Source organism: Bacteroides caecimuris, assembly GCF_001688725.2.
Taxonomy (GTDB): Bacteria; Bacteroidota; Bacteroidia; order Bacteroidales; family Bacteroidaceae; genus Bacteroides; species Bacteroides caecimuris.
Genome location: NZ_CP015401.2, coordinates 1,047,283 through 1,066,101, shown reverse-complemented (window position 1 = coordinate 1,066,101; position 18,819 = coordinate 1,047,283). Strand labels below are relative to the sequence as shown.

20 protein-coding genes and 2 pseudogenes are annotated in these 18,819 nt (G+C 41.3%); 16 read left to right on the top strand and 6 right to left on the bottom strand.

From position 1 onward, the window contains the following. Positions 1-106 precede the first annotated feature (106 nt). On the top strand, positions 107-1,390 hold the full coding sequence (locus A4V03_RS04315) for a VapE domain-containing protein (RefSeq protein WP_065538078.1): 1,284 nt from the start codon (positions 107-109) through the stop codon (positions 1,388-1,390). Beyond that, a pseudogene (rhuM, locus tag A4V03_RS21635) lies at positions 1,386-1,616 on the top strand (RhuM family protein); the annotation flags it as partial. The gene A4V03_RS04315 and the pseudogene rhuM, both read left to right, overlap by 5 nt. Positions 1,617-1,626: 10 nt before the next feature. On the opposite strand, the gene A4V03_RS04305 reads toward rhuM, so the two are convergent. Together A4V03_RS04305 and A4V03_RS04300 are read right to left on the bottom strand one after the other, a co-directional pair. Then, positions 1,627-1,998 carry a DMT family protein gene (locus A4V03_RS04305; RefSeq protein ID WP_004304892.1) on the bottom strand — a complete coding sequence of 124 codons (372 nt, stop codon included), beginning with the start codon at positions 1,996-1,998 and terminating at the stop codon, positions 1,627-1,629. 24 nt (positions 1,999-2,022) lie between these two features. Next, positions 2,023-2,769: an ATP-binding protein gene (locus tag A4V03_RS04300; RefSeq protein WP_065538077.1), complete on the bottom strand. Its 747-nt coding sequence runs from the start codon at positions 2,767-2,769 to the stop codon at positions 2,023-2,025. Between the two features lie 183 nt (positions 2,770-2,952). Here A4V03_RS04300 and A4V03_RS04295 point away from each other — a divergent pair, with 183 nt between their 5' ends. The 4 genes from A4V03_RS04295 to A4V03_RS04280 all read left to right on the top strand — a co-directional run bounded on the left by A4V03_RS04295 (position 2,953) and on the right by A4V03_RS04280 (position 6,924). Then, complete coding sequence (locus A4V03_RS04295; RefSeq protein WP_065538076.1) at positions 2,953-4,374, top strand: tetratricopeptide repeat protein; 1,422 nt, start codon at positions 2,953-2,955, stop codon at positions 4,372-4,374. A 17-nt stretch (positions 4,375-4,391) separates the two neighbouring features. Further along, entirely contained in the window at positions 4,392-4,862 is a 471-nt protein-coding gene (locus A4V03_RS04290; RefSeq protein ID WP_065538075.1) for an NfeD family protein, read from the top strand. 22 nt (positions 4,863-4,884) lie between these two features. Next, the gene (floA, locus tag A4V03_RS04285; protein ID WP_065538074.1) at positions 4,885-5,886 is read left to right on the top strand and encodes a flotillin-like protein FloA; all 1,002 of its coding nucleotides are present in this window, start codon (positions 4,885-4,887) and stop codon (positions 5,884-5,886) included. Between the two features lie 159 nt (positions 5,887-6,045). Continuing rightward, entirely contained in the window at positions 6,046-6,924 is an 879-nt protein-coding gene (locus tag A4V03_RS04280) for a nucleoside phosphorylase (RefSeq protein ID WP_065538073.1), read from the top strand. Between the two features lie 283 nt (positions 6,925-7,207). On the opposite strand, the pseudogene A4V03_RS04275 reads toward A4V03_RS04280, so the two are convergent. After that, positions 7,208-7,363 (bottom strand): annotated as a pseudogene (locus A4V03_RS04275) (NAD(P)-dependent oxidoreductase); the annotation flags it as partial. 291 nt (positions 7,364-7,654) lie between these two features. On the opposite strand from A4V03_RS04275, the gene mnmE reads away from it, so the two are divergent. The 5 genes from mnmE (at position 7,655) to A4V03_RS04245 (ending at position 12,912) form a co-directional block, all read left to right on the top strand. Further along, a complete protein-coding gene (mnmE, locus tag A4V03_RS04265; RefSeq protein WP_065538071.1) occupies positions 7,655-9,052 on the top strand; it encodes a tRNA uridine-5-carboxymethylaminomethyl(34) synthesis GTPase MnmE in 1,398 nt (465 codons plus the stop codon). A gap of 247 nt (positions 9,053-9,299) precedes the next feature. Then, positions 9,300-10,199 (top strand): helix-turn-helix domain-containing protein, encoded by a 900-nt coding sequence (locus tag A4V03_RS04260; RefSeq protein ID WP_065538070.1) that lies wholly within the window; start codon positions 9,300-9,302, stop codon positions 10,197-10,199. Between the two features lie 84 nt (positions 10,200-10,283). Next, entirely contained in the window at positions 10,284-11,390 is a 1,107-nt protein-coding gene (locus tag A4V03_RS04255) for a site-specific integrase (protein ID WP_065538069.1), read from the top strand. A 9-nt stretch (positions 11,391-11,399) separates the two neighbouring features. Further along, the gene (locus A4V03_RS04250) at positions 11,400-11,765 is read left to right on the top strand and encodes a lipofamily protein (RefSeq protein ID WP_065538068.1); all 366 of its coding nucleotides are present in this window, start codon (positions 11,400-11,402) and stop codon (positions 11,763-11,765) included. Between the two features lie 265 nt (positions 11,766-12,030). Further along, a complete protein-coding gene (locus tag A4V03_RS04245) occupies positions 12,031-12,912 on the top strand; it encodes a mobilization protein (RefSeq protein WP_065538067.1) in 882 nt (293 codons plus the stop codon). Between the two features lie 30 nt (positions 12,913-12,942). On the opposite strand, the gene A4V03_RS04240 is transcribed toward A4V03_RS04245, so the two are convergent. The 3 genes from A4V03_RS04240 to A4V03_RS21435 form a co-directional block, all read right to left on the bottom strand. Next, positions 12,943-13,800: a reverse transcriptase family protein gene (locus tag A4V03_RS04240; protein ID WP_005795743.1), complete on the bottom strand. Its 858-nt coding sequence runs from the start codon at positions 13,798-13,800 to the stop codon at positions 12,943-12,945. A gap of 25 nt (positions 13,801-13,825) precedes the next feature. Continuing rightward, the gene (locus A4V03_RS04235; RefSeq protein WP_005795746.1) at positions 13,826-14,041 is read right to left on the bottom strand and encodes a hypothetical protein; all 216 of its coding nucleotides are present in this window, start codon (positions 14,039-14,041) and stop codon (positions 13,826-13,828) included. 148 nt (positions 14,042-14,189) lie between these two features. Next, positions 14,190-14,324: a hypothetical protein gene (locus A4V03_RS21435; protein WP_255343988.1), complete on the bottom strand. Its 135-nt coding sequence runs from the start codon at positions 14,322-14,324 to the stop codon at positions 14,190-14,192. 182 nt (positions 14,325-14,506) lie between these two features. Here A4V03_RS21435 and A4V03_RS04230 point away from each other — a divergent pair, with 182 nt between their 5' ends. The 5 genes from A4V03_RS04230 to A4V03_RS04210 all read left to right on the top strand — a co-directional run bounded on the left by A4V03_RS04230 (position 14,507) and on the right by A4V03_RS04210 (position 18,796). Further along, entirely contained in the window at positions 14,507-14,872 is a 366-nt protein-coding gene (locus A4V03_RS04230; protein ID WP_008760305.1) for a helix-turn-helix domain-containing protein, read from the top strand. Between the two features lie 11 nt (positions 14,873-14,883). After that, positions 14,884-16,260 (top strand): DUF3987 domain-containing protein, encoded by a 1,377-nt coding sequence (locus tag A4V03_RS04225; RefSeq protein WP_065538066.1) that lies wholly within the window; start codon positions 14,884-14,886, stop codon positions 16,258-16,260. A gap of 78 nt (positions 16,261-16,338) precedes the next feature. Continuing rightward, on the top strand, positions 16,339-17,418 hold the full coding sequence (locus A4V03_RS04220; protein WP_036633150.1) for a DUF6371 domain-containing protein: 1,080 nt from the start codon (positions 16,339-16,341) through the stop codon (positions 17,416-17,418). Between the two features lie 138 nt (positions 17,419-17,556). Continuing rightward, a complete protein-coding gene (locus A4V03_RS04215; protein WP_007665797.1) occupies positions 17,557-17,865 on the top strand; it encodes a MobC family plasmid mobilization relaxosome protein in 309 nt (102 codons plus the stop codon). Further along, entirely contained in the window at positions 17,855-18,796 is a 942-nt protein-coding gene (locus tag A4V03_RS04210) for a relaxase/mobilization nuclease domain-containing protein (protein WP_007665799.1), read from the top strand. The genes A4V03_RS04215 and A4V03_RS04210 overlap by 11 nt, the downstream gene beginning before the upstream one ends. Positions 18,797-18,819: the final 23 nt, after the last annotated feature.

Below are 18,819 nucleotides of genomic sequence, written 5' to 3'. Positions count from 1 at the left end.
AACTTTTTCTTAGTTAAATACTTGCAAACCCCATATCTCATGTTATACCTTAGCAGCATCAACCGGTCGAGAAAACAACATTTATTCATTTAATAAGAAGAAAAATATGAAGACATTAGAATATAATTCGAAGCGTTTGGCAAAAAGAATACGGGTATTGATGAAAGAATCACCCAATACCGTCATTTACCCACACGAACAAAAGAACAAACAAGAGAACGAACAAACAATGCAAGAAACGCATCGACAGCCCGTTCCTCTGACACAACAAGTGATTGACTTTTTGAAAACGCGATATGATTTTCGCTATAACCTGTTGACCGAAGAAACAGAATTCCGTCCATCCGGTCAACAGAATGTATCCTTCTGTCGTATAGACAGACGAGAACTGAACACTTTCTGCCTGGAAGCTCACAAAGAAGGTATCAACTGTTGGGATAAAGACCTTCAAAGATACATCTACTCCACCCAAATAGAAAGTTACCACCCTTTCCAGCTTTACATGAATGAGCTACCCGACTGGGATGGAATAGAACGACTGAATAATCTGGCAAGACGGGTATCGGATCACCCTCTATGGATAGAAAGTTTCCATACCTGGATGCTCGGACTTGCCGCCCAGTGGATAGGAGAAAGTCAAGCCCAAGCAAACAGCGTAGCCCCAATACTTATCAGCGAAGAGCAAGGACGTCATAAATCCACTTTTTGCCGAACACTAATGCCGCCACAACTAGCCCGATATTATTCGGATAATCTGAAACTAACCGCACAAGGCAATCCCGAACGTCTCCTTGCCGAGATGGGATTACTAAACATGGACGAATTTGACAAATTCGGAGCACAAAAGATGCCATTACTGAAAAATCTGATGCAAATGTCAAGTCTCAACATTTGCAAAGCCTATCAGAAAAACTTCCGACCGCTTCCCCGCATCGCCTCTTTTATCGGAACCAGTAATCGAACTGACTTACTGTGCGATCCGTCGGGCAGTCGCAGATTCATCTGTATTGAGGTGGAGCATGATATTGACTGTACTGGAGTAGAACATTCGCAAATCTATGCCCAATTGAAAGCGGAACTGCTTGCGGGTGCCCGACACTGGTTCAGTAAAGAGGAAGAACATGCTTTGCAACGTCATAACAGCGCATACTATCACGTCAATCCCATAGAAGACATTGTACGCAATACATACGTACCTGCCACGTTGGATGAGCCGGATTGTCTGTCACTCTCCGCCGCCATCATTCATCAGGAACTGAAAAAGAGGTTTCCGGCTGTACTGCGTAACTGTACCCCTATCCAATTGGCGCAAGTGCTGACCGCAGCAGGTATCAGCCGACAACATACGAGATTGGGAAATGTGTATTTGGTGAAGAGAGTGAAGATTTGAATCTGCAGAATTACAGCAAGATCAAGTATGTGCGAAATTTGCACATACTGCCGAATACAAGAAAAGTCACAACACTTTATTTTATAATTTAGATGCGATAATCTCCGTTGGCTACCGTGTAAACTCAATCCGTGCTACTCAATTTCGCCAATAGGCAACCTATATATTGCGACAATTTTCTATACGTGGCTATGTTATTGATAAGAAACAGATGGAAAATGAATCAAGTCACAATTTCACTTCATAAACACAAAATACACCGCCGCAATCAAACAAACGAACGCTGCCAAATGATTCCAATGTAACGCTTCACCTTTAAAGAAGATAGTAGTGAACACTGTAAAAATAACAAGTGTTATCACCTCCTGGATGACTTTCAGTTGCATCAACGAAAACGGACCTCCATTGCCTATAAAGCCGATGCGGTTCGCCGGTATCTGACAGGAATATTCAAAAAAAGCGATTGCCCAACTAAACGCAATCACACCGATCAGCGGAAGAGCAGCGAACCAGCTGTACTCCTGTTTCATCTTTAAATGTCCGTACCAGGCGAATGTCATAAAGACATTGGATACAATCAACAACAAAATGGTATAGAATCCTTTCATAACAATCTATTCAAATTTATCTGTTCAATCTATTTTATCCGGTAATAATTCTTCCTGTACATTGGTCATGCTCCCCCAAAGGCTGTAACGTGCCTCCGGATTCATCGCTTCCAGCTGTCGTAAAACACCTTTCATATCACTTCGGCTGGATTGCGATTCATAAGGGCAGTTTTTCACTTGCTTCCGATAACCATGCAAAGTCGCCAATTCTACCAAGTCAGCTTCGTGAACCAGGCACATCGGACGAATAATTGTCATATCAAACTTCTTCATCACCAACCGGGGCGGCATGGTACCGAACGCTCCCTGATAAGTGATATTCATCAATAAAGTTTCCAAAATATCATCCATGTGGTGACCGAGAGCGATTTTATTGCATCCGTGCTCCTTGGCAACAGTAAACAAAGCTTTCCGACGATTCCATGAACAGAGGAAACAGGGAGATTTACGTGTATCGGTAGCAGGATCAAAGGCAGTCTCATACTGTACAAAAGGAACTCCATACGCCTCGCAGTGTGCTTTCAAATATTCCGTATCGCTCTGATAAGGAATATTCTTCATCACTACATGAACGGCAACGACAGAAAAACGAGGCTTATGGATACGCGCGCGTTTACCCAACAGCTCAACAAGCGCCAGCGAATCTTTTCCTCCTGACAGTCCGATAAGGATTTTGTCTCCTTCTTCTATCAATCCGTATTGCACCACTCCTTTACTAAACCGCCGTTCAATGCGGCGAATGGCTTTCTCTTCTTCCGTAAATTGTGTCATATCTTTGAAAATCGGCTGCAAAAGTAAGCGAAAAGAATGATTTAAAGAAGAATTAACATAATAGAATCACTGAAAAAGGGTTTATTTCTAATAAATTTGTACTTTTGAACAATTGATAAAAGGACGGGTGCCCGAAAGCAGTAATGTTTTCAATCTACCCGCCACTCATAAACGCTCAAAACGATGAAAAGAAAATATATTCTATTTTTAATTTGCAGCCTCTTCCTTTGCGAAGTATCTGCACAAACGATGGAACAGGCACGCACCTTATTTAATAAAGGTGACTATGAAAAAGCCAAACCCGTCTTCGAAAAGTATGCTAAATCACAACCGTCGAACGGGAATTATAACTATTGGTATGGCGTATGTTGCCTGAAAACCGGAGAAGCGGAAGAAGCAGTGAAACCTCTTGAGATAGCAGTGAAAAAACGTGTTACCAGCGGACAACTCTATCTGGGACAAGCATATAATGAAACGTATCGTTTCGAAGATGCAGTAAACTGTTTTGAAGAATATATCGCAGACTTAAGCAAACGGAAGAAATCGACGGAAGAAGCGGAGAAACTTTTGGAAAAAAGCAAAGCTGACCTTCGGATGTTGAAAGGAGTGGAAGATGTATGTATCATTGACAGTTTCGTTGTAGACAAGGCGACTTTCCTCCATGCATACAAGATTAGTGAAGAATCGGGTAAATTGTTCACCTTCAATGATTTCTTCAAGACAGAAGGAGAACATCCGGGAACTGTCTATGAAACAGAAATTGGAAATAAAATCTATTATAGCGAAAAGGGCGAGAACGGTAATCTTGACATCTTCTCAAAAAACAAATTGCTGAATGAATGGAGTGACGGACGCCCGTTGCCGGGCAGCATCAACGCTTCCGGAAACGCAAATTATCCGTTCGTTCTATCGGACGGAGTCACCGTTTACTATGCCAGTGATGGCGAAGGACTGGGGGGCTACGACATCTTTGTCACCCGCTACAACACGAATACCGACACTTATCTTGTTCCGGACAATGTAGGTATGCCGTTCAATTCACCGTACAATGATTATATGTACGTCATTGACGAATACAACAATCTCGGATGGTTTGCTTCCGACCGTTTCCAGCCCGAAGGAAAGGTATGTATTTATGTGTTCATTCCTAACACTTCCAAACAGACTTATAATTATGAAGCAATGGAACAGCAACAGATCATTCGTCTGGCACAGATTCATTCACTGAAAGAAACCTGGAAAGACAAACAAACTGTAACCGAAGCATTGCAACGTCTGGAAGCTGCCATCAGTCATAAGCCTAAAGAACGCCGTGCGATGGACTTTGAATTTGTCATTGACGATCATACGACTTACTATCTGATGAGCGACTTTAAATCCGCAAAAGCAAAGTCACTTTACCAACGTTACCAGCAGATGGAGAAAGACTATTATCAACAAGAAGAAAAACTGAATAGCCTGCGTCAACAATATGCCGGTGCCAACCAACAGGGGAAAGAGAATATGGCTCCTGCCATCCTCGACCTCGAAAAGCGGGTATTGCAAATGTCCAAAGAGCTGGATACTCTTGAAGTGAATGTACGCAATGCGGAAAAAACAAAATAAATTAATAACTCTGAACTATGGATATACTCATTATCGCCATTCTCATTATTGCCGCAGTCATACTGTTTCTAGTAGAACTGTTCGTCATCCCGGGCATTAGCCTGGCGGGAATTTCTGCACTGGTTTGTATTCTTTATGCCAACTACTATGCATTTGCCAATTTAGGTATGGCAGGAGGATTTATCACTCTTAGTATATCGGCATTTGCCTGTATCGGATCATTGATTTGGTTTATGCGATCGAAAATGCTGGACAAACTAGCATTAAAAAAGGATATTGATTCGAAAGTAGACCGTAGCGCAGAAGAAAGCATCAAAGTTGGTGATACAGGAATCAGTACCACACGTCTGGCACAAATCGGATCTGCCGAAATAAACGGAAAAATTGTGGAAGTAAAATCAATAGACGGATTCCTCAATGAAAAGACTCCGATTATTGTAAGCCGCATCACGAACGGTACAATCATGGTTAAAAAACACAAAGAATAATATTCACTTAATAATAACATCAATGGAATCATCTTTCTACTTACCTATCTTTCTGATAGCTGGAGGTATTATCTTCTTGATAATATTTTTCCATTACGTGCCGTTCTTCCTTTGGTTGTCGGCAAAAGTGTCGGGAGTTAACATCTCGCTGATACAACTATTTTTAATGCGTATACGTAACGTTCCGCCATACATCATCGTGCCGGGAATGATCGAGGCTCACAAAGCCGGTCTGAAAAACATTACCCGTGATGAACTGGAAGCCCATTATTTGGCTGGCGGACATGTAGAAAAGGTAGTTCACGCCTTGGTATCCGCATCGAAAGCGAATATCGAATTACCTTTCCAAATGGCTACTGCTATCGACCTTGCAGGACGTGATGTATTCGAAGCTGTACAGATGTCTGTAAACCCGAAAGTGATCGACACGCCTCCTGTTACGGCTGTTGCAAAAGACGGTATTCAGCTGATAGCCAAAGCACGTGTTACGGTACGTGCCAACATTCGTCAGTTGGTCGGTGGTGCAGGTGAAGATACGATCCTTGCCCGTGTAGGCGAAGGTATCGTTTCATCTATCGGTTCTTCTGAAAACCATAAATCGGTCCTTGAGAATCCGGATTCGATCTCTAAACTTGTACTTCGTAAAGGTTTGGACGCAGGAACGGCTTTCGAGATCTTGTCTATTGATATTGCGGACATCGATATAGGTAAGAACATCGGTGCGGCTCTGCAAATCGATCAGGCTAACGCAGATAAGAACATCGCACAGGCAAAAGCCGAAGAGCGCCGTGCCATGGCAGTTGCTTCCGAACAGGAAATGAAAGCAAAAGCACAGGAAGCCCGTGCCAAAGTGATCGAAGCAGAAGCTGAAGTTCCTAAAGCAATGGCGGAAGCTTTCCGCAGCGGTAACTTAGGTATCATGGATTATTATCGCATGAAGAATATTGAAGCTGACACCTCTATGCGCGAGAATATCGCCAAGCCGGCAACAGGCAATGCAGGCAGTCAGCCATTGAGCAAATAATCGTCACACAAACGCCGGAATCTGATTTCATTTCAGTTGTAAGATGCACTCCCCCTTGCTAAAGGAAAAAGATAGAGGCTTCTTCTGAACTTAAATCCGGTTCCGGCGTTTCTATTTATAGATACAAATTCTATTATAAAACTAAAACCTTTCAATAACATGAAAAAGTACTTTCCATCCTCTGAATTGATTATCAATGAAGACGGTTCAGTATTCCATCTTCACGTAAAGCCCGAATGGTTGGCAGACAAAGTAATTCTGGTAGGTGACCCCGGACGTGTAGCACTCGTAGCTTCTCATTTCGAAAACAAAGAATGTGAAGTGGAAAGCCGCGAATTCAAAACCATCACGGGTACTTATAAAGGTAAACGGATTACAGTGGTTTCTACAGGAATCGGCTGCGATAACATTGACATCGTGATGAATGAACTAGATGCACTCGCCAATATAGATTTTAATACCCGCGAAGAAAAGGATCAGTTTCGCCAGCTGGAATTAGTACGTATCGGCACATGTGGCGGATTACAACCCAACACTCCTGTCGGAACATTTGTGTGCTCGCAAAAGTCTATCGGCTTTGACGGATTGCTGAATTTCTATGCCGGACGAAATGCTGTATGCGACTTACCTTTTGAACGTGCGTTCCTCAATCACATGGGTTGGTCGGGAAATATGTGCGCGCCTGCCCCTTATGTCATTGATGCTAGCGAAGAACTGATTGACCGGATTGCCAAAGAGGACATGGTACGTGGAGTAACAATAGCTGCTGGAGGTTTCTTTGGTCCGCAGGGACGTGAACTTCGTGTTCCATTGGCAGATCCGAAACAGAATGACAAAATTGAATCTTTCGAATATAAAGGCTATAAGATTACCAACTTCGAAATGGAAAGTTCGGCTTTGGCAGGACTTAGCCGGTTAATGGGACACAAGGCGATGACTGTCTGTATGGTGATAGCCAACCGACTTATTAAAGAGGCCAATACAGGATATAAGAATACAATTGATGCACTGATTAAGACTGTACTTGACAGAATATAGAGGTACGCTCTTCTGAAAGAATAAAATTGTAATCGTTAGAATAGAATTATAGAGCTGCCTAACGAGTTCCAAATATTGAAATTCCCCCACGCTATATCTTGTAGCGTGGGGGGAAATTCTTAATAAGGGACTTGTTAGGCTGCTCTATTTTTTATCATTTAGTCTATATTCAACATAGTGTCACTATGAAGCCGTGATAGTAACGCTATGATACGATTATAGTGACGTTATCCAAGGAGGATAGTGTCACTATATCACACAGTTATTTTTAATTTGATTTTTATCAATAACCAATCGTAAATCTCTCCTGATGATGTTTCGGATATTCTAATTCATCAATCGTTGCGAAAGCGTAATCTTCGACAGAGATATGCCTGTTTCCTACGATGCCTACAACCATATCATCTTTTCCTAACCGACAACATCCTGTACGTACTCCCCTACCCCAATTCTGAAAAGAAGCCTTTGCCCGTAATGATATCATACTCCCACAAAGCTATTTAATGAGCTACAAGCACAGAAAGTATTTCCTAGTAGTTTTCTCGTATGAGTCCGCTTTTCTCATTCGGAAAATATAAATTGATCGCTGGTGCCATAAGCATTATTGTTCTATTTTGTTTGGTATACCACTGTACGACAGTAAACATAAACAAATAAAGCACAAGTTGTGCTCAATTTTCTATTTTTTACTTAGAAACAATTATCTTTGCTCATCCAAAAAGAAAAAACAATGAATCAAGATACGATCTGCGCTATCGCTACCGCCCAGGGCGGTGCTATCGGAAGCATCCGCGTTTCCGGTCCGGAAGCTATTTCTATCACGGGCAGCATATTCAAGCCCGCCAAGACTGGTAAATTATTGAGTGAGCAAAAACCATATACTTTGACATTCGGACGTATTTATGACGGGGACGAGATTATTGACGAAGTGATCGTCAGTCTTTTCCGTGCTCCTCATTCATACACGGGAGAAGATAGTACGGAAATCACGTGCCACGGTTCTTCTTATATTCTCCAGCAAGTGATGCAACTGCTTATCAAGAATGGTTGCCGCATCGCCCAACCAGGAGAGTATACGCAACGTGCCTTTCTCAATGGAAAGATGGATTTAAGTCAGGCAGAGGCTGTGGCGGACTTGATCGCTTCTTCATCTGCTGCCACCCATCGTTTGGCTATGAGCCAGATGCGAGGTGGTTTCAACAAAGAGCTGACGGAGTTACGCAACAAATTGTTGAATTTCACCTCTATGATTGAACTAGAGTTGGATTTCAGCGAAGAGGATGTGGAATTTGCCGATCGTTCGGCATTGAGAAAGCTGGCAGATGAAATCGAACAGGTCATTTCCCGGTTGGCTCATTCTTTTAGTGTTGGTAATGCTATTAAGAACGGTGTTCCTGTGGCTATTATCGGTGAAACGAATGCCGGAAAATCGACTTTACTGAATGTATTATTGAATGAGGATAAGGCGATTGTCAGTGATATACATGGAACAACGCGTGATGTGATTGAAGATACTATCAACATCGGAGGAATCACTTTCCGTTTCATTGATACGGCCGGAATCCGGGAAACCAATGATGCGATCGAAAGCCTCGGTATCGAACGTACTTTCCAAAAGTTAGATCAAGCAGAGATTGTTCTTTGGATGGTAGATGCTGTAAATGCCACTTCTCAAACCGAACAGTTATCAGAGAAGATTATTCCGCGTTGTGAAGGAAAACATTTAATTGTTGTATTTAATAAGGCTGATTTGATCGAAGACAAGCAAAAAGAGAATTTACAGTCTTTATTAAAAGACTTCCCCAAAGAATCTACGGAATCTATTTTCATCTCGGCCAAACAACGAGAGAACACAAGTGAACTACAAAAAATGCTTATTGATGCCGCACACTTGCCTACAGTGACACAGAATGATATTATTGTGACAAACGTAAGACATTACGAAGCTTTAAATAAAGCTTTGGAAGCTATTCATAGAGTACAAAGCGGACTTGATTCGCAGATTTCCGGAGATTTTCTTTCACAAGACATACGAGAGTGCATCTTCTTTATTTCGGACATTGCTGGTGAGGTTACGAATGATATGGTACTTCAGAATATCTTTCAACATTTTTGTATCGGGAAATAGGTGGTAATTACCAACGATTAGCATATATCATCAACGATTATTAAGGCGTTCATTTTGAACGCCTTTCTTTTTAGCCTTATAAGCGATAGTTATCGTTTATAGGGCTTATTCAGCTCATTTTTGTACCGCATTTGTTGCTCGCTTGTTAAAGCCTTGTTTCTCACCAGCAAGGTAGTAGAGATTTGAGACACAGTGAGACGTGGTGAGACGCACTGAAACAAAATTGGAGAAATAAACGGAGAAAAGAATGAGCAGCAACATCGAAATCAAGAAGAAATGCAAATGGTGTGGGCAAATTTTCATAGCTCGCAAAACGACTACGAACTATTGTTCTCATAGGTGCAACAATGCAGCCTATAAAGAACGGATTAGGCAAGAGCGTATAGCGACTTATCAAAAAGAGTTCTCAATAAAGACGGAAAAACCATCTATTGAGGACAAGGAATTCTATACCCCACCTGAAGCAGCAAAACTCTTAAGGATTAGTCGAGCCAGTATTTATCGCTATATGGCAGATAACATCATAAAAGTAGTTCAATTCAAAGGTAAGACATTAGTCAGAAGAAAAGATATAGAGCTTCTGTTTGAAAATGCAGCGGAATACAAAAAGAGAGTACCCATTGAGAAAGCCCCTATCACCGACTTCTACACCACCGCAGAAGTCAAAGAGAAATATCATGTAAACGAGTCATGGATATTTGTGGTAGCCAAGAAGAACAACATCCCCCGAACTTTCAATCGTGGTAAGACCTACTGGAGCAAGAAACATATTGACGCTTTCTTTGCCAAGAAAGCCCCGAATCCAGACATTACCGAATGGTACAGCTCCCAAGAAATGCAGGAGAAGTTCGGCATGACCCTATCTGCCATCTATTGTTTCGTTTCCAAGAATGCCATCCCCAAGAAGAAAGAGGGCATCATGGTGTACTATTCCAAGAAGCACGTAGATATAGCCAAGGGAATTGCCATACCAGAAGAACCGCAATATTATACGGTAGCCGAAGCGATGGAGAAGTTCAACCTCACTCGTGACCAACTCTATCATTATGCGAAGTATCATAATATCCCAAAGGTCAAGAAGGGCAAATACACGCTTATCTCCAAACCCGAACTAGATAAATTACTTGAAGCACCCAAGATTGAATAAGTTATTTATCGGTGAATGTTACCACCATTAAATCACTCTATTCCTTTGCACCAAACAAATGTAAAACTCTAAATATTAAACAGTATGTCACACACGTGTACAAAAGTAACAGTTCGACAAAGAGCGATTAGGAATAATCGTATTTCCTTGTATCTGGATTATTATCCGGCAGTCCGTAACCCCGAAACGATGCAGATGAGCCGCAGGGAATACCTCGGTATCTACATCTATGCCCACCCCAAAAACGAAATGGAACGGGAGCTCAACAACGATATGTTGAACAAAGCAGAAGCAATCCGTTGCATCCGGGTACAATCACTCATCAATGAAGAATTTGGTTTCTTGGATAAGACCAAGCAAAAAGCCGATTTCCTCGCCTATTTCAAGAAGATGTGTCGGAACAAAGACCAGAAATGGCAATTCGTCTATCAGCATTTCTACAACTTCGTCAAGGGACAATGTACCTTTGGCGATGTAAATGTAGACTTATGCAAAAAATTCCGTGAATACTTGCTGAATGCCAAGCAACTCAAACATAGCAACCGACCCATATCCCTCAATTCGGCATCCGGCTACTACTCTACTTTCAGAGGATTATTGAAGATTGCCTATCGGGACAAATGGTTTCGTGAGAACATCAATGACTATCTTGATAAGATTGAGCCACAAGATGTGAAGAAAGAGTATCTGACTCTGAACGAAGTGAAGCAACTCGCAGCCACTCCTTGCGACATCCCCGTATTGAAAGCAGCCTCTTTGTTTGCTTGTCTGACAGGTTTACGCATCAGTGATATTCTAAACCTGCAATGGGAAGACTTCACTATCGCCCCCGACCAAGGCTATTGTTTACGTATCAGAACACAGAAAACCCAGACGGAAGCGACACTCCCCATCAGTTACGAAGCCTACGAACTATGCGGCACACCCGGAACAGGCAAGGTTTTCAAGGATTTGAAGCGAAGTATGATTAATTACCCACTGAAAAGCTGGCTCAAAAAGGCAGGAATAACGAAACCGATAACCTTCCACGGATTTCGTCACTCGTATGCCGTCATACAAATATCCTTAGGTACAGATATTTACACAGTATCAAAGATGCTAACGCATAAGAACGTGTCCACAACTCAAATATATGCCGATTTGGTCAATTCCAAGAAGCGAGAAACAGCCAATAAAATATCACTCAAGTAAATTGTAACTATGAAACGAGGAATCATAACCAACAAAGGGCTAGGCATCCATATTTCTGATGGCGAATTATGGATGACCACTTGGGAACTTGCAGACTTGTTTTATACAACGGCTGGAGCTATCCATGCAGCAATCAAGAGAATCTTGAAAACCAATATTTTGAAGAGCCACGAAGTTTGTAAGTACATCAAATTGGAGAATGGGAACAATGCCGATGTGTATAATCTCGATATGGTTGTAGCCTTATCTTATCAAATAGACACCGGACATTCCATAGTATTCAGAGAATGGCTAATAAACAAAGTCGCTCATAATCAAGATTACAACATCCTTTTATATCTCAACAAGGGTACAAACCATACATTGTATTGCTAATAAGCTATATCTCTATACCCTATTGATTATCTGCATTGTTTCACCCCAAATGATGCAGATAATTTCTGTTTTTAAGATACACAAGTCTATTTACCCAGCTATTTTCATTCAAAAACAAGAAATTTGCAATACGCTTATTATTAGGAGTGTAACGTGGTGAAAAGTGATGAAATATATCGTCAAAAGCCCATTAACAAGCAAAACTATGGATTTTCTCAAAAATTAATCCTATATATTTGCACACAAACGATTAATACATCTCACTATGGAACAGAGAAAGATAGAACATATAACATTGCATCTGATTGTTTTTGGTACAATCGCAATCATTGGTGTTTTAGCCCGTCAGACCGTACTTCACTATGGTTGGGACGAGTTCAGCAGCTACCTTATTCTTGTAGTATGCTCTATTGTCATTGGAGCAATCTATCTCAATCTGCAAATAGCATTCAGACAACTCCTTTCCCCAACAATAGAAAGATGCTTTATGAGATTTGAGAGCTATCGCAACAAAACGGTGGTAGCTGAAATTCCAATAGAACATCATGAAGTTATTGAAAGTGCAGCAGATATAGAATCTATCGTTTCAGAATCTGAAATCGAAAATGAAACTCCATCTGACACCACAGAAGAAGTTTCTACTCTCTCGCTTTCAGAATCCAATGAAGACAGTACAGAGCTTCCAAAGAATGAAGCCACATCTTCTATTATCAATAATACTCCCATAGAAGAATCCAGCCAGCCAACAGAATATGAGATATACCACGCTACCGCTATGGCTGAAAAAGAACGAGCATCGCAAAAAAAATTAGATAAAGTTCTCACATATATAAAACAAACTTTGGCTCTCTATCTTAACGAAACTGACCTTAATCGCTTATGTGGATATGTTACAGAATACTACTTATCAGATTCTTTGCCTAAAGTCGAACCTATAAAGGTAGATTCTCAATTAAAGACCATCGACATTATGCACTTTGGATGGAATATCGGTAAGGCATTCGGCAAACCACGTTTACAGACTGCCACATTTATAAAGAGGGTATTTGCCCATACCCTCAGTGATTCGGAAATATCTACCATTGAACGTAAAATGTCGCACACGGAATCCGTATGCAAGATTAAATTGAATAGGAGAATAGCATAAAATCACCACATATAATGACAACATAAATAGTCAAAGCGAACTTGATTTTTCAATTATTGACAAATACGCTTTTATTCCTTGTAGCTTATTCTTTATAGATTCGTGCGTTGAGAGTTGCTTGGATAGTATTGCTATCTTTTTTTTATAACCCAAAGGAGCAAGAAGTCGGTTGTTTTGGCATATTACACCTGTTATAATAGGATTTTTAGTTTGATAATGTGTCTTTTTGTGACTGATTCTGAATCCAGACTTTTTAATGATTGCAAGGAACTGAGGTACTAGATTTTTAAAATCAACTTTAGATGATAAAGTTATATCGTCAACAAACATTGAAAATTTAATATGATGCTCCTTTGCTAACTGGTCAATTTCCATGCCTATGGGTTTAAATACCAAATTAGCAATTAAAGTTGAGGTTGGAATACCTTGCGGAACTTGATATTTATGAGTAGTTAGTTTAGTTAATATTCTTGCTATAGCAGGCGTACAGCCCTCTCGAAGAAACATTTGAAAAACTTGCTTATGAGAAATTGATGGAAAAAATGACTTCAAGTCTGTCGTAAATATATATTTATTTCCTTGATGAAGACGAGCATTACGCACATTATTTTTCCTCAGAACACCACCATAAACATATTGAGGAATTTCAACTTGCTTTGACATAAAATCATAAAGACGCGTTTGAACCTCTTTTAGTTTTCCTTTAGACGAGTTTATTTGTCTAGTGGCAATTTCTCCACTACTATTCTTCTTTGGTTTGTCAGTAAACTTATTAAATTTTACTCTTTCAAAAGAATAATAATAATCTTCTATATGTGTCAACAAGTAATCCAACTGTTCCTTATTAACACCCAGTATATATAGTAAATATTTTTCGCTTGTTATCATCAAAAAAAAGAAATTAGAGAGTTGATTATAACAATTCAAAAAAAGATTTGCACCATTCTATCAAAGGCTTCATTGCATTTGATAATTGAATCAATGCCTTTATAAATTCAGCAATGGCTTTAATCCATTTTGCCAAATTTTTTATCTTCTTCTCCTGTGTTACAATCATTGGAGAACAATGGAGGGAATTTTTGTTAGCCTTCTTCCCTCTCTTTGAAGGCTTCTTCTTTTTTTTAGTCATAAGCATTTAATTTTAGTTCGGGCAATATTGCCACGTGCCTAAAATCAATATGACCTAACTAAAATATGCTTAGACATTGTCTTCCATTGTACTCTCTATTTTCACGTGCCTAAAAAATGGACACAAAATAATGAAGTAGATACGAATCTTACATATATCGACAATCGGAAATAATGAACGAACTATATGAGATGTTCTTATCTCCATTCTGCCATACTTCAAAACTATATCCGCCCCATTTTACCAATGACTTGGTGCGATTGCTCGCTTTAGGTTTTAGCATAATTTAGTCTCCAAAGCCTTCTCAGTCTATCAAAGAACTAATACGCCGCAAAGATATACAAATCTTCGCAATTGTTCTACCAACTACATCAAAAAGTTATTCATCAGTTATATTTTGGTGAATGATTCCACCATTGAAACACCTGTTTCCTTTGCCGTCGAACAATTAAAAACGAGCGACGTATGCAAAAAGAAACAGTAACATTTGATAAGCTGCCCGAAGCGGTAGGTTATCTGACCGAACAGGTCATCGAGTTGAAAAAGATGGTAGCGGAACTCCAGCCACAGCCATCTGACAAACATGTGTTGGTAGAAATAGAGGATGCTTGCCGTATCATCCGAAAAGCAAAGCCTACCATCTATACATTGGTACGCAAAGGGCTGCTTCCGGCTTACAAGAAAGGAAAGAAACTCTATTTCTATGAGGACGAACTTCTTGCTTGGATTGAGAACGGGCGTAGAAAGAGTGCAGAACAGACTTACGAGGAGATGCTGGCAAATATGCAAGGCGGTGTCCGTCATAAGTCCAAATCATCCATGAAGTTTTAATGAGTAGAACTATGGATACATCCTCTATTAATCCGGCATCCATCATTGACGAAGCGGTTGATTTAAGTATGCGATTGGCTGGCACTGATTTTCCTGTCAGCATATTCCCGACAAAAATCCAACGCATCATCAGTGAGGTTCACGAATGCCATAACTACCCGACTGACTACATTGCCTCTGCAATTCTTACAGCGATTGCAGTTGGCATCGGCAACACGCATCTTGCCCAAATCAAGCAAGGCTGGATAGAAAGTCCTATTCTGTATATGGCATTGATCGGAAGACCGGGAGCAAACAAAAGCCATCCGCTTAGCTTTGCGATGAAGCCGTTTCTTGATTATGACTATCAGCAAAATCAAGTCTTTGAAAAGGCTCTTGCCAAGTATGATGAGCTGATGAGTATGAGCCGCAAAGAACGAACGGAAAGCGGTGAAGAACAATTTCCACAGGAACCAGTCCGTAAACGCTTCTTGATTTCGGATGTAACACCTGAGGGATTGAGTCTTATTCATGCGCAAAACAAACGAGGTTTATGCTTATGGGCTGATGAATTGTCCGCTTGGTTCAAGAACTTCAACCGTTATAACAACGGTTCGGAAGAACAGTTCTGGCTGTCGGTGTTCAGTGCCAAGACCACTATATCCGACCGCAAGAATGCCAAGAGTTCCATCTTCATCAAGCGACCGTATATCTCAGTTATTGGTACTATTCAAAAGAAGATTCTCAGTGAGTTGGCTAAAGGTGAACGTTCCAGTAACGGATTCATCGACCGCATTCTGTTTGTGATGCCCAATCTGCAACAGAAGGCTCGTTGGAATGACAAGGAACTACCGGAGAACATCGAACAAGAATGGAATGCCATTATTGATAAGCTGATACAACAAGAGTATGTCCTCAATGAATTTGGAGAGATAGAACCACAAATTCTTCTCTTCACGGAGGATGCCAAGAAACGGCTTTATGAATGGCAGCACCATTTTTCTGAGTTGTGCGACCGGGAAACGAACGACACCATCGTGAGTATCTATTGCAAGTTGGAGATATACATCATCCGCTTTTGTCTGATTATCCAACTGGCACGATGGACTTGCGGAGAGTGTGACAAGGCTTGTATTGACCTATTGACGGTGGAGAGAGCCATTAAACTGACGGAGTATTTCAAAGAGTCCGCATTGAGCGTACAAAATATTCTGAATGAGAATGCCCTTAACAGCCAGCAACAGGTGATAGTCAATCTGCTGCCTCCTTCCTTTACGACAGCCCAAGCCATACAGATAGCCGAGCAAAACGGGATGAAGGAGCGGACATTTCAACGATTTCTCAATGACAATATCGGGACTCTGTTCCGCAAAGAGAAACATGGAGAATATTCAAAGATTAACCCGTGACATTTTTGTCGGTTTTGACACTTTCCAAGCGAAAACGACAATAACGACAAAAGTGACACACCTAAAAAGAAACAAACAATGAGTACACATAGATTCATTTTAGAACCTTACAAAGGTGTCTGCACACGGCATACTTGCCCGAACTGCCACCGCAAAAGATGTTTTTCCAAATACATTGATACGGAGAAACGAATCCAGTTCCCTGATTACGTGGGGCGTTGCGACCACGAGCAGAAATGTGGTTATCACTTCACGCCCCGTGATTACTTTGAACGGCATCCTTCTGAGAAAGAAAAGTTGTCCGAGGATAACCTTAGGAGCTATGCGCCTATAAAAGAAGTCGAGCCGAAAGCCACTTCCTACATTGATTTGGATATAGTCAATCAGTCATTGCAACGCTATCCTGAGAATAAACTGTTCCAATTCTTATCGGCCCAATTCGGAGAAGCGGAAACATTAAAACTGATGAAGAAATACAAAGTAGGTACTTCCAAACATTGGGACGGTGCAACCGTATTTTGGCAAATGGATTATCAGAACAGAGTCCGCACTGGTAAGATAATGCTTTACAATCCGACAACAGGTAAGCGGATAAAAGAACCGTACAATCATGTCACGTGGGTACACTCCGTACTGCATAAGGAGGACTATAATTTGAAACAATGTTTCTTCGGTGAACATTTGCTTCCAGAAGACAAAAGCCGTCCAGTTGCATTAGTCGAAAGCGAAAAAACGGCAATCATTGCATCCTACCACCTACCCCAATTCTTATGGATTGCATCAGGTGGAAAGAACGGTTGTTTCAACGCTAACAGCCTGTCCGTTCTTGCAGGAAGAAGCGTTGTGTTATTTCCCGATTTGGGAGCAACCGACTATTGGCAGAGCAAAATCAGTCTGATGAAAAGCTATGGAATTAATGTGCAACTGTTCGATTATCTGGAAGCCAAAGCTACCGAGAATGAACGGAAAGAGGGATACGACATTGCCGATTATCTGTTGAAAGTACGCCCCGATGAAGCCATACTCCAACAAATGATTAAGAGGAATCCGAACTTGAAAACACTGATAGAGACATTCGATTTGAAGCTCATCAGCGTACAACGAGACATCCCTCAACCAAAGGTTTCACCACCAAAGAAACGAGGATTCAGACTTTGAACAAAGGGAGAGGAATCGAGACTTTTTTACTGTAGCAGGTTAATGTCGGTGTATTACATTTCCCGACCACTTACTCCTCAAAAAGCCTGAGGAGGCAGCTCCCGATGGTCTCAAATTATTCACTAAAAGCAATTCAAAATGGAAAAGAAATATACGATAACTCTCCGCCTGTCATACGACCAATTCGCATGGCTCGGTGCGCTTTGCAGACGGAGCAAGCAGACACAAAGTGCAGTCATCCGTTCGCTCATTGAGAATGGAACGGTACGTGAGCGAATCACGAAAGAGCATATCCACATCATCCGTCAGTTGATAGGTGAAAGCACCAATCTTAACCAGTTGGCGAAGCAGGCAAACACCTACGGCTTCTTTGCCGTTGCCAAAAGATGCGAGGAGATGGCGCAGCGTATTAACCAACTTATAAAGCAACTGAAAGATGATAGGTAAGCAAACCAAAGGAACATCGTTCGGTGGTTGTGTCCGGTATGTTCTGAAAGAGGAGAAATCCAAGTTGTTGGAAGCAGCCGGAGTGGATGGTACACCTGAACAGATGGCAGAGCAATTTGAATTACAGGCGTTGCTCAACGATAAGGTAAAGAATATTGTCGGACACACCTCACTCAACTTCTCTCCTGAAGATGGCGAACGCCTGAAGTCTGATGATGCGTTGATGTTGCAAATCGCCCATGACTATATGAAACTGATGGGCATCGAAAACACGCAGTACATCATCGCCCGGCATATCGACCGTGAGCATCCGCATTGCCACATCGTTTTCAATCGTGTGGACAATGACGGTAAGACGATTAGCGACAAGAACGACTTCCACAGAAATGAAAAGGTGTGTAAGATGCTGACGGCAAAATACCGCTTGCACTTTGCCAACGGCAAAGACCATATCAAGGAGGAACGCTTGCGTCCATACGACCGGGCAAAGCACGAGATATACAAAGCGTTGAAAGAGGAGCTGCCCAAAGCTCAAAATTGGGATGAACTGAAAGAAGCCCTTGCCGACCGTGACATTGATATGAAATTCAAGGTCAGCCGGACTACACGGGAAATACAGGGTGTCAAGTTTGAGTATGACGGTTTTTCTTTCTCCGGCTCAAAGGTCAGTCGGGAGTTCAGCTATTTGAATATCGACAACCGATTGAAACAGAATGCTTGTGCTTCTTCATTTGAATACCCCAAGCAAGGGTTCACGCATAAAGATGAAGAAGTGCAGCAAAGCATTTCCCAATCCGACAACGGCTCAAGTATCGGTCTTGGTCTGTTGAATGGCAGTTCATCATACGATGCCACTGCCGCAGAAGAAGCAGAGTTCAATCGCCTGATGAAAAAGAAAAAGGCTAAGCGCAAGCGAGGCTTTCATTTATAATTCACTATTTATTAACTTTTTAA